This is a genomic window from Micromonospora sp. NPDC049060 (assembly GCF_040649055.1).
Taxonomy (GTDB): Bacteria; Actinomycetota; Actinomycetes; order Mycobacteriales; family Micromonosporaceae; genus Micromonospora; species Micromonospora reichwaldensis.
This window is the reverse complement of the sequence record NZ_JBEZEV010000011.1, coordinates 25,171-38,970: the sequence shown is the minus strand read 5'-3', so window position 1 is coordinate 38,970 and position 13,800 is coordinate 25,171. Positions and strand designations below refer to the sequence as shown.

Here is a 13,800-nt window from a genome sequence, read left to right as displayed (position 1 = left end):
CAGAATTTACCACTCTCGCCTGAATAACCCCTGTCGCCTGGTTTCATGGGATGAGGGGCGGGTAGCCGCGCCGTCCTATCTGTCGTCTGGCGGGGTGAGAGTCACATGCCCAATCGGGTAACCACGGAACCACGCGACCGGGGACCGGCGATCCTGGCGCCGGCACGCTTCGGTGGCTACCCCGGGCCACTGCGCAAGGCGCTTCCCGGCGGCAAACTGACCCGTTTCCTGGCCACCACCGACCACAAGCAGATCGGCCTGCTCTACCTGCTGACCTCGTTCGGCTTCTTCCTGGTCGCCGGGATCCAGGCGATGCTGATGCGCGCCGAACTGGCCCGGCCCAACTTGCAGTTCCTCTCCGCCGAGCAGTACAACCAGCTCTTCACCTCGCACGGCGCGGTCATGCTGCTGCTGTTCGCCACCCCCGCGGCGTTCGGGTTCGCCAACTACATCGTGCCGATCCAGATCGGCGCCCCCGACGTGTCGTTCCCCCGGCTCAACGCCCTCGCGTACTGGCTCTACCTGTTCGGCGGCCTGATGGTGCTCGGGGGCTTCCTCACCCCGGGCGGCTCCGCCGACTTCGGCTGGACCGCGTACTCGCCGCTGAGCAGCCAGGAGCACTCCCCCGGCGTCGGCGCCAACATGTGGGTGATCGGCCTGGTGATCTCAGGGCTGGGCACCATCCTCGGCGCCGTCAACCTGATCACCACGATCCTCACCCTGCGCGCGCCGGGCATGACCATGTTCCGGATGCCCATCTTCACCTGGAACATGCTCTTCACCAGCGTGCTGGTGATCCTGGTGTTCCCGCTGCTCGCCGCCGCGCTGATGGCGCTCGCGGCGGACCGGCTGCTCAACGCCCACGTGTACGACCCGGGGACCGCCGGCCCGATGCTCTACCAGCACCTGTTCTGGTTCTTCGGCCATCCCGAGGTCTACATCATCGCGATCCCGTTCTTCGGCATCATCACCGAGATCATCCCGGTCTTCTCCCGCAAGCCGATCTTCGGCTACACGGGGCTCGTGCTGGCCACCGCCGCGATCACCGTGCTGTCGATGACCGTGTGGGCGCACCACATGTTCGCCACCGGCCAGGTGCTGCTGCCGTTCTTCAGCATCCTGAGCTACCTGATCGCGGTGCCCACCGGGGTGAAGTTCTTCAACTGGATCGGCACCATGTGGAAGGGGCAGATCACCTTCGAGACGCCGATGCTCTTCGCGATCGGCTTCCTGGTCACCTTCCTCTTCGGCGGCCTCACCGGAGTGCTGCTGGCCAGCCCGCCGGCCGACTGGCACACCCACGACACGTACTTCGTCGTCGGGCACTTCCACTACGTGCTGTTCGGCACCGTGGTCTTCGCGCTCTTCGGCGGCTTCTACTTCTGGTGGCCGAAGATGACCGGGCGGCTGCTCGACGAGCGGCTCGGCAAGGCCCACTTCTGGACCATGTTCCTCGGCTTCCACGGCACCTTCCTCGTCCAGCACTGGCTGGGCAACGAGGGCATGCCCCGCCGGTACGCCGACTACCTGCCCAGCGACGGGTTCACCGCGCTGAACACCTTCTCCAGCATCTCCGCGTTCGTGCTCGGCGCGTCCACGCTCTTCTTCATCTGGAACGCCTGGAAGTCCTGGCGCTACGGGGCGATGGTGAACGTCGACGACCCGTGGGGCTTCGGCAACTCGCTGGAGTGGGCCACCACCTGCCCGCCGCCGCTGCGCAACTTCGACCGGATGCCCCGCATCCGCTCGGAGCGGCCCGCCTTCGACGCCAAGTACGGCCCGCTCGTCGCCGACCTCGGTCGGGACCTGCCCCAGCGCAGCACCAAGCCGCCGCAGGAACTCCGCGACGAGCTGCACCGCGAGAGGCACGTGCCCGAGGCGCCGGCCGCCGAGGGGGCGCACGGCGCGCGGGAGGCCGCCGCGTACCAGCCCGCGGCGCAGTCCGGGGCCCGGCCCGTGGACGTCCCCGAACCGGACGAGATCCGTCGGCCCAGCTTCGAGCAGACCGAGGAGCCGGAGGAGCCCCGCCCCGGCGCCGACCGGGAGCCGCCGGCCAGGGAGCGCTGGCGGCATCCGCGCGGGCCCGGCGACACGCCCGAGCGCTGAGCGGGCGTACGCGAGAGAAGGGCCGGCACCCCGGGGGGTGCCGGCCCTTCCGCGTACGTGGTCTCAGCCCTCGCGGACCGCCGCCAGGCCCGCCGCCGTGAGCGAGCGGCGCACGGCCGGCTGGACGCGGGTCAGCCGCAGCGGTACCCCGGTGCGGGCGGCGGCCTCGCGGCCCGCCATCAGCGCGGCGATGCCGCCGGCGTCGAAGCCACCGGCGCCCACCAGGTCGACCACCACCTCGGCGGGCTGCCCGGTCACCGCCTCCAGCATCGCCCGGCGGAGCTGGTCCGCGCCGTCCCGGTCGACCTCCCCGCCGACCTCCACGACCACCCGGTCGCCGTTGTGCCGCACCGAGATCCTGGTCTTCGCCGGCTCGGCCGACTCGGCGGTCCCGTTCTGCCACGGCGGCGGGGCGTCGGCCAGCATCGCCTGGCGCAGCCAGGTCAGCGCCCGCGACAGCAGCCGGGAGACGTGCATCTGGGAGATGCCGAAGCGGGCGGCGATCTCCGCCTGGGTCTGGTTGCCGTAGAAGCGCATGGCCAGGATGCGCCGCTCCCGCCAGGGCAGCCGGTGCAGCAGCCCGCTCACCGTCACCCGGTCGTCGACGGACTCCAGCGCGTTGTCGGACTCGCCGACCAGGTCGCCGAACTCCGCCGAGCTCTCCCCGCCGACGGGGGCGTTCAGCGAGGCCGGGCTGTAGCCGGCGGCCGACTCCAGCGCGGCCAGGATCTCCTCCTGCGGGGTCTCCAGCCGTTCCGCCAGCTCGGCGACCGTCGGGGCCCGGGACAGCTCGCTGGTCAGCGCGGAGGTGGCCTGCCCGACCTCCAGGATCAGGTCGCGCAGCCGGCGCGGCACGTGCACGCCCCAGGTGCGGTCGCGGAAGTGCCGCTTGATCTCGCCGACGATGGTGATGGCCGCGTACGCGGTGAAGGAGCCCCGCTCCGGGTCGTACCGGTCGACGGCGTTGACCAGGCCGAGCCGGGCGACCTGCTCCAGGTCCTCCAACGGCTCGCCCCGCCCCCGGTAGCGGCGGGCCAGCCGGCCCGCGAACGGCAGGGCGAACCGGACGAGGTCGTCACGTGCCTCCTGGCGTCGTTCGGGCGGTAGCCCCTCGATCCGCGCCGCGTACGCCAGTGCGGCCGCGTCGAGGTCCTCCAGGCCCCGATCGGTCGGAGGTGGTGTGGTCGTGGTGGTCTGTCCGAACATCCGCGCCTCCCTCAGGAAGGTCCCCCGCCCGGATTCAGGAAACCGGTCGTGCGCGCGCGTGGTCGCACCACGCCCGGGCCGGAAAATGGGTCACATGACTGGGATGTCAGCGGGCGACGGCGCCACGCCGGACGGCGTGATCAGGCCGTCGCAGCCAGCGGTGTTCCCGCTCCGTAGGTACTCAATCACGGGACCCGGGGTTCGCGAGGATGTTTCGAAAGGGCCGACTCAACAGACGAGTAACCCCTGGTGGGAGCCGCCGTCGCGCAGCGCGGCGAGGGCCTCGGGGACGGTCATCGGCGGCGGCGTCGGCAGGTCGTACGGCTGCGCCCGCAGCACCTCCGTCGCCCGGCGGGTGGGCACCGAGGTGACCGGGTAGCCGCGCGCCGAGGTGCGGTCCAGCGCCCGCCGGCGGCGCCCGAAGCCGGCGACGGCCAACCACTGCGGCAGCCCGGCCAGCGCCGGCGACCGCAGTCCGGGCGGCTCGGGCAGCACGTCCACCGAGCTGAACGGCTCGCTCCCGGCGAGCCACCACTCCGCCGCCTCCACGCTGCGCCGGGTGGCGTTCTCGCACCAGTACGGCACCATCCCGGCCCGCACCACCTGCCACGGGTCGAGCAGCCGGCCGCACTCCACCACCAGCCGGTCGCCGGTCTTGCCGGCCGCGCGCAACCAGCGCCGGTACAGGTCGGCGGTCGCGGCGCTGAGCGCCTCCGGCCGCGGCACGAGGACCCGGTGCAGCGGATGCCCGTGCCCGCCGGTCCACTCCCGGACGCCGGCCTCGAAACCGGACTCCACGCCGTGTTCCGCCGGCTCGGGCGGCGAGGCGACCTCCGGCGGCTCCCAGTGCGCGCCGTCCCCGCCGGCCGAGCGGAGCACCTGGCGCAGGGCGTGGCTGTCCGGGTGGAAGTCGACCGGGTCGAGGCCGCTGCCCGGGCAGCCGACCTGGAAGCTGTGCCCGGGGGCGGAGTCGAAGACCGGCCAGGTGCGGGCGTCGCGCAGCAGCAGCACCGGGGCGCCGGGCGCCAGCCGGTCGGCCAGGAACCGCGCGTACGCGGCCGGCAGGGACCGCCACCGGGCCGCCAGCGACACCGTGGCGCCGGCCAGCGCGCCCCGGCTCGCGGGGCAGTGCACCTGGCGGACGTGCAGGTCGGCGTTGCCGCCGAGGAGACGGGCGGTGAGCGCGGCACCGTGGTCCAGGGCGGCCTGCGGCCGGTCGACGGCGCCCTGCGCCCAGTGCACGGTCATCTCGAACCCGGCCGGCAGCCAGGGCACGCCGAGCGCCATCGCCAGGTGCGCGGCCGCGCCGTGCGGGGAGCCGATCAGGACGCCCGGGTAGCGGCGGCGCGGGTACTGCTCGGCGAACCAGCGGGCGACCCGGCCCGCGTCGACCTCGGCGGTCTGGCCGGGGGTGAGCGCCACCCGGCCGGCCGCCCGGATCACCGCCGCCCGCCGCACCGGTTCGGGCGCGCCGACGAACCGCGACAGCGGCCCCGGGTGTCCCGGGTGTCCGAGGTCGGCGCAGTCGGTGCCGCGCAGCGCCCGGGCGGTGGCGGCCACCAGGACCCGCGCGGCGCTGCCGGCGGCCACCACCCGGTCGCCCGCCAGCCCGGCACCCTCGGCCGTGAGCCCCTTGCGCACCTTGTGCCCCGGCTCCACCTTGCCTCGTTCGCTCACCACGCGGCCCGGCTTCCCGTCCCGATGGGGTTCAAACGGGGCATCCCCCACCGGGCGGGAGCAATCAGAAGATCCCGGGCGGGTGACCGCCGAACCGCCGAACCGGGTGACGACGCCGGTCACGCACCGCGACGGCACGTCGGTGAGCAGGGGTTTCAGTGCCGGAGCAAGGGGCACTTCAGCGCCCATGCGCACCGACGACGACACTCCCGCGGCGGCCACCATCACCCCCTACCAAGACGGGCCGCTGCTGGTCCGGGGCGACTTCGCCCTGGTCACCCCCGACGGGGAGACCATCGACGCGCGGCGGGGCACGGTGGCCCTGTGCCGCTGCGGGAAGTCGGCGCTCAAGCCGTTCTGCGACGGCACCCACAAGGCCGTCAACTTCCGCGCCGCCCCCACCCGCGAAACCCCCTGACCCACGCCCCGCGCCGCCCCCACCCGCGAAACCCCCTGACCCACGCCCCGCGCCGCCCACGCGTCCCCCGCCGACCGGCCGCGTCGATCATGCACTTCTGGTGGGCGGAAGCTGGCGCTTCGCGGCTTTTGCGGGGCACCACAACTGCATGATCCACGGCCCGCACGCGGGCGGCCCGCCCTGCCCTGCCCTGCCGGGCGGGGCTCGCACGGCCCGCACGGGGGCGGGGTGGGGTGGGGTGAAGCCGGGTGGGTCAGGCTACGGCGGCGGGTCGGCCGCCGGGGCGCGGGCGGTCGCGCAGGTCGATGCGGATCGAGGCGGCGGTGGCGCGCAGGGAGGTGCGGCCGGCGGCCCAGGCGTCCAGCAGGTGCGCGGCGAAGAGCCGGTCCACCGCCAGCGCGGCGGCGGCGCCGAAGAGGACGTCCGGGGCGAGCGCCGGCTCCACCCGGACCAGCCCGCCGCACAGGTCGTACGCGGCGATCTGCTCGTGCACCGCGTCGGCCTCGACGTGCTCGTCGTAGAAGCGCGTGGCCGCCTCGCCCAGGCCCAGGCGGCGCAGCCCGTTGCCGTACCGGCGGTTCGGCAGCGAGGAGGTCATCTCGTACGCGGCGAGGTGCCCCAGCAGCGCCCCGCGCAGCCGCCGGTGCAGCCCGAACAGCGACATGAGGTTGTTGGTGGCCAGGGTGACCGCCGGCACGGCGTCCAGGTGGGCGGCGTAGCCGGTGTCCAGCCCCAGCTCGGCCAGGGTGACCCGGAACAGCTCGGCGTGCATCCGGTCCAGCCGCCCGTTGCCGTACTCGTCCATCTGGATCTCCACCAGGGCGGCCTTCGCCGGCCCGCCGAGGCGCGGCAGGGCCCAGCTGTGCGGGTCGGCCTCGCGCAGGTGGTAGATCGAGCGGTGCGTGACGAACTCCCGGAACTGGGCCAGCGACGCCCGGCGTTGCAGGTGTCCGGCGAGCGACGGCCCGTCGTCGGCGGCGACCACGTCGGCCAGGGCCGCCGGCACCCCGCCGGGCAGCGCCGCCGGCAGGGGTCCCACCAGCGCGCGCACCGCCGCCTCGAAGTGCCGTTCGGCGTACGCGCGCAGCGCGAGCAGGGACGGCTGCCACTCCCAGTCCTCGTCGACGCCCTGCCAGCCCCGGTAGTGCAGCTCGTAGCAGCAGAAGAGGGTGAGCTGGAGGTCCTCGTCGGTGAGGGCGTCGGCGGGGGCGAGCCCGGCGCCGAGCCCCGCCGGGAGGTCGTGCGGCGCCCGCCGCAGCGCGTCCAGCAGCGCCGCCGACACCGGCCCACGGGGCTGCGGCAGGGGCGCGGGGCCGTACCGGCGGTCCGGGGACTCTGACAAGGTGACCTCCAGCGTCGTACTGCCCGTCCTCAGTGCCCCTCGACCAGAGCGTTAAACGAGGTCGTCGACCTCCACGGCCACCCCGGCGGCGAGCATCCGGTCGCGTACCCGCCGGGCGGCGTCGCCCTCGGCGAACACCTCGCGCAGGTCCGCGAACGCGGGCTCGGGCGGCGCCAGCCGCACCGCCGGGTCGACCACCGCCTCCAGTACGCAGGGCCGGTCGGCCGCCAGCGCCTCGTCCCAGGCCGCCCCCACCAGCTCGGGCCGGTCGACCCGCACCCCGTGCAGGCCGAGCAGCCGCGCCCAGCCGGCGTACGGCACGTCGGGCAGGCGGCGCGTCGGGTCGGTCGGCGTACGGCCACCGCCCATGCCGGACAGGTCCCGGTTGTTCAGCACCAGCACCACCAGGCGGGGATCACGCCACTCTCGCCAGTGGTGTGCCACGGTGATCAGCTCGGCCAGCCCGTTGAGCTGCATCGCGCCGTCGCCGAGCAGGGCGAGCACCGGCTGGTCCGGGGCGGCGAGCTTGGCCGCCACGGCGTACGGCAGGGCACAGCCCACCGTGCCGAGCGTGCCGCAGAGCTGCGCGTTGACGCCCGGCGGCAGCTCCAGGTGCCGGGCGTACCAGTACATGACCGACCCGACGTCCACCGCCACCGCCCCACGCGGCGGGACCCGGGTGGAGAGTTCGTGCAGCACGAGCTGCGGGTTCACCGGCTCGGCGGGGGCGGTGGCGCGGTCGGCCCGCTCGGCCCGCCACCGGTCGACCGAGCCCTCGACGGTCTCCCGCCACCGGGCGTTCGGCCGGTCGGGCACCCGGGCCAGCAACGCCCGCAGCGTCTCCTGGGCGTCGCCCACGAGCGGCACGTCCACCGGGTAGCGGGTGCCGATCCGGCGGCCGTCGATGTCGATCTGCACCGTGCGGGCCTGCCCCGGCATCGGGAAGTAGTCCGTCCACGGATCGTTCGTGCCGATGAGCAGCAGCGTGTCGCAGCCGCCCATCAGCTCGGCGGCGGCCGGGGTGCCGACCTCGCCGAGCACGCCGGCGTGGAAGGGCAGCCGCTCGTCGAGCACCGGCTTGCCCAGCAGCGAGGTCGCCACCCCGGCGCCGAGCCGGTCGGCGAGGGCGACGATCTCTCCGGCCGCGCCCCGGCCGCCCTGGCCGACCAGGATCGCGCTCCGCTGGCCGTTGGCGAGCAGTTGGGCGGCCGCGTCCAGGTCGGCGTCGTGCGGCAGGACCCGGGCCAGCGGCTCGCCCGGCGTCGCCGAGAGCACCCCGGCCGCGTGGGACTGCAGGTCGGGCACGGTGGCCTCCTGCAACTGCCGCGGCAGCACCACGCAGACCGGGCTGCGGGTGGCGGCGGCGGTGCGGAACGCCTGGTCGAGCAGGGCCGGCACCCCGTCGGGGACCCGGCCGTAACGGACGAACTGGTTGCACACGTCGGCGAACAGCCGGCTCAGCCCGATCTCCTGGTGGGCGCCGCCGAGCGGGCCGGAGACGTCCTCGCCGACGATCGCCACCACCGGCTTGCTGTCCAGCTTGGCGTCGTAGAGGCCGTTGAGAAGCTGGACGGCGCTGGGCCCCTGGGTGGCCAGGCAGACGCCGATCCCGCCGGTGAACTTGGCGTGCCCGGTGGCCATGTAGGAGGCGGTCTCCTCGTGGCGGGCCGGCACGAACGCCGGGTCCCCGCCCGAGGCGTCCAGCGCCTCGAGCACCGGGGCGATGGCCTCCCCGGGGTAGCCGAAGACGCGGGGCACCCGCCAGGCGCGCAGTCGCTCGACCACCAGGTCGGCCACCGTACGCTCAGCCATCGCCACGCCCCGGCGTGCCGGTGTCGACGTAGCGCAGCACCGCGCCGACGCCGTCGGTCAGCTCCGGCGCCTCGTCCGGGCCCAGCACGGTCAGCTCGGCGTCGGTGCCGACCAGCGCGCGCACGAGGGCGGCGTCGGCGCGGACCTTCTCCGGGTCGCGTACGGACATGGCGGCGAGCTGCCCCGGCTCGGTGGCGATCTCGGTCGGGTCCGGCCCGATCCAGAGTTCCCCGGTGGCGGACGGGTCGTCGACGATGAGCATCGTCTCGACCTGGTTGCGTTGCAGGGCGGACACCACGGCGTCCAGCCCGGCGCCGACGTCCTCCTGCATGCCGAACCGGTCCAGCACGGCGGTGATCCGCTGGTCGGCCACCTCGGCGATGGTCTGCACGGTGAGGTCGTCGAGCAGGCTCTGGTCGGCGCCGCCGCCCCGGGACCCGGCGTCGGTGCGCACCATCAGGTCCTGCCAGCGGTCCGGCATCTGGGCGGCGATCACGCCGGTGGCGCGCACGTCGCCGGCGACCACCACGACCTCCGCGCCGACCTTCTCGGCCAGCTCCACCGTGGCGGCGGTGACGTCGCCCGCGTTGTGGTGCCAGGCCTCCATGGCGGCCCGCTGGTGGTGCGACTGCGACCAGCCGCCGGGCTGCACCCGGCGCAGCTGGAAGTCCTCCCGGCCGCTCACGTGGGCCCGGCGCGGCACGCCGCCGGCGCTGATCGCCATGGCGTCGGCGCCGGTCCGGTCGGCCAGCACGCGCACCCAGGCCACCTGCTCGCCGCGTTGCGCCAGCATGGGCATCACGTGCGGCAACGAGGTGTACGCGGCGAGGTCCCGCAGCGGCGGGGCGGAGAGGTACTCCGACAGCACCACCCGGCCCCGGGCGCCGAAGACCGCCAGCCCGTAGCCGCCGGGCATCGGATCGTGGCCCCGCACGACGCGTTCGACGGCGTCGATGGTGTCCACGTCGGCGCGCTGCTGTTGAAGTTGGTCACGCAGGCCGCGCCAGCGCAGATCGAGCGCCGCGTGGGCGTCCTCGACGTTGGCGGACGCGTCCAGGTACACCGAGACCCACGGCCCCGGCCGGTCGTAGAGCGGGCGCAGGAAGGACAGCTGCATGCTCGACCCCTTTCCAGCTCGGCCCCCCGCTTACCCGTGCCGCTGCGGTTGTCACCTGGCCGCCGCGAGCGCGTGACCGCATTTCATTCATGTCGTTCAACCCGGACGACCGATACCATGAGTGAACGCAACCGGACTCTGGGTGGTGTAGATGGACAGCGACCTGCACATCCGGCGGATCGTCCATCCGACCGGCCGGATCGTCACGGGGCGGATCGTCCGGCTGATGGACGGCTACCCGCGCGAGGTGCGCATCGGCCAGCCGGTGCTGGTCGCGGTGCTCGTGGCCGCCGGGATCGCCGGCCTGCTGATGGCGCTGGCCCGCTCCCTGCTCTCCGCCGGCTCCGGCGCCGCCCGTCGAAGCTTCAAGGACCTGAAGAAGGGCCCGGAATACCTCGTCACCCCGGTGCGGCTGCGCGACGCCGCCGGGCGGCTCTGCGAGGTCGAGCTGCACGGGCACCTGCCGCAGAGCGCTCTGCACCCGGCGGACCACGTGCAGCTCACGTTGCGTCCGCAGGGCGACCCGGACCTGCCGCCGAAGATCGAGCGGATCGTCAACCTGACGACGGGCCAGCTGCTCACCCCGCGCACCGCCACCCTGTGGTCGCACCTCGGGCCGCCGCTGCTGCTCCAGGCGGTGCTGGGCGGGCTGCTGGTCGCCGCCGTGCTGGCCTGGTCCGCGCTGACCTGACGGCCGGCGCGGTTTCCGGCGGCACGCCCGCGGGCACCGTGGCGGACATGTTCGAGGGATTCACGCTGGAGCGGATCGACGTCGGCGACGTCCAACTGCGGGTCCGCCACGGCGGCTCGGGGCCACCCGTGGTGCTGCTGCACGGCCATCCGCGCACCCACGCGACCTGGCACCGGGTCGCGCCGCTGCTCGCCCGCGAGCACACCGTCATCTGCCCGGACCTGCGCGGTTACGGCGCCTCGTCGAAGCCGCCGAGCGACCCGGGGCACACCACGTACGCCAAGCGGGCGATGGCCCGCGACGTGGTCGGCCTGCTCGACGCGCTCGGCCACGACCGCGCGGCGGTGATCGGGCACGACCGGGGCTGCTACGTGGCGATGCGCACGGCGCTGGACCACCCCGAGCGGGTCAGCCGGCTGGGCGTGCTCGACGGGGTGCCGATCGGCGAGGCCCTGGCGCGCGCCGACGCCCGGTTCGCGGCCCGCTGGTGGCACTGGTTCTTCCTCGGCCAGTCGGACAAGCCGGCGGAGCGAATGATCACCGCCGACCCGGACGCCTGGTACGGCGGGTCGCCGGCGGCCATGGGCGAGGAGGCGTACGCCGACTACCGCCGGGCCATCCACGACCCGGCGACGGTGCACGCGATGTGCGAGGACTACCGGGCCGGGCTCGGCCCGGACCGGGCGGCCGACGACGCCGACCGGGCCGCCGGGCGGCGGATCGCCTGCCCGGTGCTGTTCTGCTGGTCGCAGCGGGACGACATGGTCGACCTGTACGGCGACCCGGCGGCGATCTGGCGGGACTGGGCCGACGACGTGCGGGTGGCCGCGATCGACTCGGGCCACCACATGGCCGAGGAGGCCCCGGAGCAGCTCGCCGCCGCGCTGGCCGACTTCCTCGCCGGCTGACCGGTCAGCCGACGGGGGTCAGCGGCCGGTCCGGCTCGCCCGCCGTGCGCAGTATCCCCCGCCGGGCGGCCCAGCGCTCGAAGATCAGGGTGGCGAACGGCGGTACCGCGCAGGCCAGGGCCACGAGGGTGGGCCAGGGCCGCCACCGGTGCAGCCGGGCCATCGCGAGGACCAGCAGGCCGTACGCGACGAAGAGCGCGCCGTGGATCGGGCCGAAGATCTGCACGCCGATCTCGTTGCCCGGGGGGCCGTACTTGACGGCCATGCCGATCAGCAGGGCCAGCCAGGAGCAGGCCTCGGCGATCGCCGCCGCCACGAAGAGCCTGGTGATCTTCTCGCGCATCGTCACTCCCCCACCGGTTGCCGCACATGCTAACCACCCCGCCGGCCGCGCCGACGGCTCGACGGGCGGAGGCGACAGGGATCACGCGGGCCCGGGCTGGGTACGTACAAGGAGCTTCGGGTCTTCCCCGGCCCGCCCTGCGCGTGCGAGGTTAGGGGAACCAACGGTGACAGGGCGGTGACCATGGGCGAGGACGTCGGCGTACGGACCTTCAGTCGCGAGGACCGGGCCCGCTATCGCGAGAAGGTACGGCGGTGCCTGGACGTCTTCGCCGAGATGCTCCGGGAGTCCCGGTTCGACGTCGAACGGCCGATGACCGGGCTGGAGATCGAGCTGAACCTGGTCGACGACGACGCGATGCCGACCATGCGCAACGCCGACGTGCTGGCCGCCATCGCGGACCCGGACTTCCAGACGGAGCTGGGCCAGTTCAACGTCGAGATCAACGTGGCGCCGCGCCGGCTGGCCGGCACCGGCACCCGCGAGTTCGAGGAGGCCGTGCGGGCCAGCCTCAACGCCGCCGAGACGAAGGCGCGGGACGTGGGCGCGCACATGGTGATGATCGGCGTCCTGCCGACGCTGCGGCCGGAGCATTTGACCGCCGAGACGCTGTCGGCCAACCCGCGCTACGCGCTGCTCAACGAGCAGATCTTCGCCGCCCGCGGCGAGGACCTGCGGATCGCGATCAACGGCGTGGAACGGCTCGCGGTCACCGCCGACACCATCACCCCGGAGGCGGCCTGCACGAGCACCCAGTTCCACCTCCAGGTCAGCCCAGCCCAGTTCGCCGACTACTGGAACGCCGCGCAGGTGATCGCCGGCATCCAGGTGGCCCTGGGGGCGAACTCGCCGCTGCTCTTCGGCCGGGAGCTGTGGCGGGAGACCCGCATCCCGCTGTTCCAGCAGGCCACCGACACCCGGCCCGAGGAGATCAAGGCCCAGGGCGTACGTCCCCGGGTGTGGTTCGGCGAGCGCTGGATCACCACGGTGTTCGACCTGTTCGAGGAGAACGTGCGCTACTTCCCGGCGCTGCTGCCCGTCTGCGACGCGGAGGACCCGGCGGAGGCCCTGGCCCGGGGGGACGTGCCGAGGCTCGCCGAGCTGCGGCTGCACAACGGCACCGTCTACCGCTGGAACCGCCCCGTGTACGACGTGCTGAAGGGCCGTCCGCACCTGCGGGTGGAGAACCGGGTGCTGCCGGCCGGGCCGACGGTGCTCGACACCGTGGCCAACGGCGCCTTCTACTTCGGTCTCGTCCGGGCGCTCGCCGAGGCCGACCGGCCGCTGTGGTCGCAGATGTCGTTCAGCGCGGCCGAGGAGAACTTCAACGCCTGCGCCCGCTACGGCATCGACGCCCAGGTCTTCTGGCCCGGCCTCGGCTATCTCCCGGTCACCGAGCTGGTGCTACGCCGGCTGCTGCCGCTGGCCCACCACGGGCTGGACCGCTGGGGCCTCGACCCGGTCGAGCGGGACCGGCTGCTCGGCGTCATCGAGCAACGGTGCCTGACCGGCCGCAACGGGGCGAGCTGGCAGGTGGAGACCCTGCACCGGTTGGAGTCCGCCGACCATCTCGACCGGCCGGAGGCGCTGCGGGAGGTGGTGCGGCACTACGTGACGCTGATGCACACCAACCGGCCGGTCCACGAGTGGCCCATCCCCTAATGGGCCGCCGCGCCCGCCCGCCACCGCCGTGCCCCAGCGCCGTTCCGGCGTAGCCGCCGTCCACCTGTCGGCTCCGCCCGTCGTCCGGCCCGGCCGGCACGTCAGGCCGGGCCCGGGTCCTCGCTGAGGTACGCCCCCGACAGGTCCGAGCGCGCCGTCCAGCCGAGCGCGCGGTACAGGGCGCGTCCCTCGTCGGTGGCGACGAGGATCCCGGTGCGCATGCCGAGCTTCGCCGCGTGGTCGCAGAGCGCCCGCATGACGACGCTGCCCAGCCCGCGCCGCCGATGGGCGGGCTCCGTCTCGACCTGGTCGACGATGCCGAACTCCCCGGCGGCGGCCAGCCGCCCGATGGCCGCCCTGTGCCCGTACGCGTCGAGGACCGTCGCGACGACGACCCCGCCCTCGGCGACGACCCGCGTCGCGTACGGTGCGGGCGGCTCGGCCGCGCCCGGCGTCAGCGGCGCGCTCATGAGGTGTCCGGCGACGTCCAGCGTCCAGGCGTCGGGCAGGGCGGCGCG

Annotated in this window: 12 protein-coding genes; 5 read left to right on the top strand and 7 right to left on the bottom strand. The window is 74.2% G+C overall.

The genetic code is table 11. The annotated features are described in order from the left end of the window. The first annotated feature begins 105 nt into the window (after positions 1 to 105). The gene (gene ctaD, locus AB0B83_RS07485) at positions 106 to 2,106 is read left to right on the top strand and encodes a cytochrome c oxidase subunit I (protein WP_357577455.1); all 2,001 of its coding nucleotides are present in this window, start codon (positions 106 to 108) and stop codon (positions 2,104 to 2,106) included. A gap of 63 nt (positions 2,107 to 2,169) precedes the next feature. On the opposite strand, the gene AB0B83_RS07480 is transcribed toward ctaD, so the two are convergent. Both AB0B83_RS07480 and AB0B83_RS07475 read right to left on the bottom strand, forming a co-directional pair. Beyond that, positions 2,170 to 3,312, bottom strand: coding sequence for a SigB/SigF/SigG family RNA polymerase sigma factor (locus tag AB0B83_RS07480; RefSeq protein WP_357577454.1), 1,143 nt, complete (start codon positions 3,310 to 3,312; stop codon positions 2,170 to 2,172). A 228-nt stretch (positions 3,313 to 3,540) separates the two neighbouring features. Continuing rightward, a complete protein-coding gene (locus tag AB0B83_RS07475; RefSeq protein ID WP_357577507.1) occupies positions 3,541 to 4,953 on the bottom strand; it encodes a hypothetical protein in 1,413 nt (470 codons plus the stop codon). Positions 4,954 to 5,176: 223 nt separating this feature from the next. Here AB0B83_RS07475 and AB0B83_RS07470 point away from each other — a divergent pair, with 223 nt between their 5' ends. Beyond that, the gene (locus AB0B83_RS07470) at positions 5,177 to 5,407 is read left to right on the top strand and encodes a CDGSH iron-sulfur domain-containing protein (protein ID WP_311410258.1); all 231 of its coding nucleotides are present in this window, start codon (positions 5,177 to 5,179) and stop codon (positions 5,405 to 5,407) included. Between the two features lie 253 nt (positions 5,408 to 5,660). Here the strand turns inward: AB0B83_RS07470 and AB0B83_RS07465 are convergent, their stop codons facing one another. The 3 genes from AB0B83_RS07465 to AB0B83_RS07455 are packed head-to-tail and all read right to left on the bottom strand — an operon-like array spanning position 5,661 to position 9,678. After that, the gene (locus AB0B83_RS07465; protein ID WP_357577453.1) at positions 5,661 to 6,749 is read right to left on the bottom strand and encodes an iron-containing redox enzyme family protein; all 1,089 of its coding nucleotides are present in this window, start codon (positions 6,747 to 6,749) and stop codon (positions 5,661 to 5,663) included. A gap of 51 nt (positions 6,750 to 6,800) precedes the next feature. Then, positions 6,801 to 8,561: a thiamine pyrophosphate-binding protein gene (locus AB0B83_RS07460; protein WP_357577452.1), complete on the bottom strand. Its 1,761-nt coding sequence runs from the start codon at positions 8,559 to 8,561 to the stop codon at positions 6,801 to 6,803. Beyond that, the gene (locus AB0B83_RS07455) at positions 8,554 to 9,678 is read right to left on the bottom strand and encodes a Vms1/Ankzf1 family peptidyl-tRNA hydrolase (RefSeq protein ID WP_357577451.1); all 1,125 of its coding nucleotides are present in this window, start codon (positions 9,676 to 9,678) and stop codon (positions 8,554 to 8,556) included. Before AB0B83_RS07455 ends, AB0B83_RS07460 begins: the two co-directional genes overlap by 8 nt. A 151-nt stretch (positions 9,679 to 9,829) precedes the next feature. Between AB0B83_RS07455 and AB0B83_RS07450 the strand changes: the two genes are divergently transcribed. Both AB0B83_RS07450 and AB0B83_RS07445 read left to right on the top strand, forming a co-directional pair. After that, complete coding sequence (locus AB0B83_RS07450; RefSeq protein WP_357577450.1) at positions 9,830 to 10,369, top strand: hypothetical protein; 540 nt, start codon at positions 9,830 to 9,832, stop codon at positions 10,367 to 10,369. A 47-nt stretch (positions 10,370 to 10,416) separates the two neighbouring features. Further along, positions 10,417 to 11,277, top strand: coding sequence for an alpha/beta hydrolase (locus tag AB0B83_RS07445; RefSeq protein WP_357577449.1), 861 nt, complete (start codon positions 10,417 to 10,419; stop codon positions 11,275 to 11,277). Between the two features lie 4 nt (positions 11,278 to 11,281). Here AB0B83_RS07445 and AB0B83_RS07440 read toward each other — a convergent pair whose 3' ends face one another. After that, a complete protein-coding gene (locus AB0B83_RS07440) occupies positions 11,282 to 11,620 on the bottom strand; it encodes a DUF3817 domain-containing protein (RefSeq protein ID WP_357577448.1) in 339 nt (112 codons plus the stop codon). 183 nt (positions 11,621 to 11,803) lie between these two features. On the opposite strand from AB0B83_RS07440, the gene AB0B83_RS07435 reads away from it, so the two are divergent. Further along, the gene (locus tag AB0B83_RS07435; protein ID WP_357577506.1) at positions 11,804 to 13,282 is read left to right on the top strand and encodes a glutamate--cysteine ligase; all 1,479 of its coding nucleotides are present in this window, start codon (positions 11,804 to 11,806) and stop codon (positions 13,280 to 13,282) included. A 101-nt stretch (positions 13,283 to 13,383) separates the two neighbouring features. Here AB0B83_RS07435 and AB0B83_RS07430 read toward each other — a convergent pair whose 3' ends face one another. Beyond that, positions 13,384 to 13,752: a GNAT family N-acetyltransferase gene (locus AB0B83_RS07430; protein WP_357577447.1), complete on the bottom strand. Its 369-nt coding sequence runs from the start codon at positions 13,750 to 13,752 to the stop codon at positions 13,384 to 13,386. Positions 13,753 to 13,800 lie beyond the last annotated feature (48 nt).

Excerpts from the sequence above, each read along its gene's own strand:
- AB0B83_RS07470 (WP_311410258.1), top strand. The coding sequence starts at position 5,177 with ATGCGCACCGACGACGACACTCCCGCGGCGGCCACCATCACCCCCTAC.
- AB0B83_RS07450 (WP_357577450.1), top strand. The coding sequence starts at position 9,830 with ATGGACAGCGACCTGCACATCCGGCGGATCGTCCATCCGACCGGCCGG.
- AB0B83_RS07430 (WP_357577447.1), bottom strand. The coding sequence starts at position 13,752 with ATGAGCGCGCCGCTGACGCCGGGCGCGGCCGAGCCGCCCGCACCGTAC.
- ctaD (WP_357577455.1), top strand. The coding sequence starts at position 106 with ATGCCCAATCGGGTAACCACGGAACCACGCGACCGGGGACCGGCGATC.
- AB0B83_RS07460 (WP_357577452.1), bottom strand. The coding sequence starts at position 8,561 with ATGGCTGAGCGTACGGTGGCCGACCTGGTGGTCGAGCGACTGCGCGCC.
- AB0B83_RS07440 (WP_357577448.1), bottom strand. The coding sequence starts at position 11,620 with ATGCGCGAGAAGATCACCAGGCTCTTCGTGGCGGCGGCGATCGCCGAG.
- AB0B83_RS07435 (WP_357577506.1), top strand. The coding sequence starts at position 11,804 with ATGGGCGAGGACGTCGGCGTACGGACCTTCAGTCGCGAGGACCGGGCC.
- AB0B83_RS07480 (WP_357577454.1), bottom strand. The coding sequence starts at position 3,312 with ATGTTCGGACAGACCACCACGACCACACCACCTCCGACCGATCGGGGC.
- AB0B83_RS07455 (WP_357577451.1), bottom strand. The coding sequence starts at position 9,678 with ATGCAGCTGTCCTTCCTGCGCCCGCTCTACGACCGGCCGGGGCCGTGG.
- AB0B83_RS07445 (WP_357577449.1), top strand. The coding sequence starts at position 10,417 with ATGTTCGAGGGATTCACGCTGGAGCGGATCGACGTCGGCGACGTCCAA.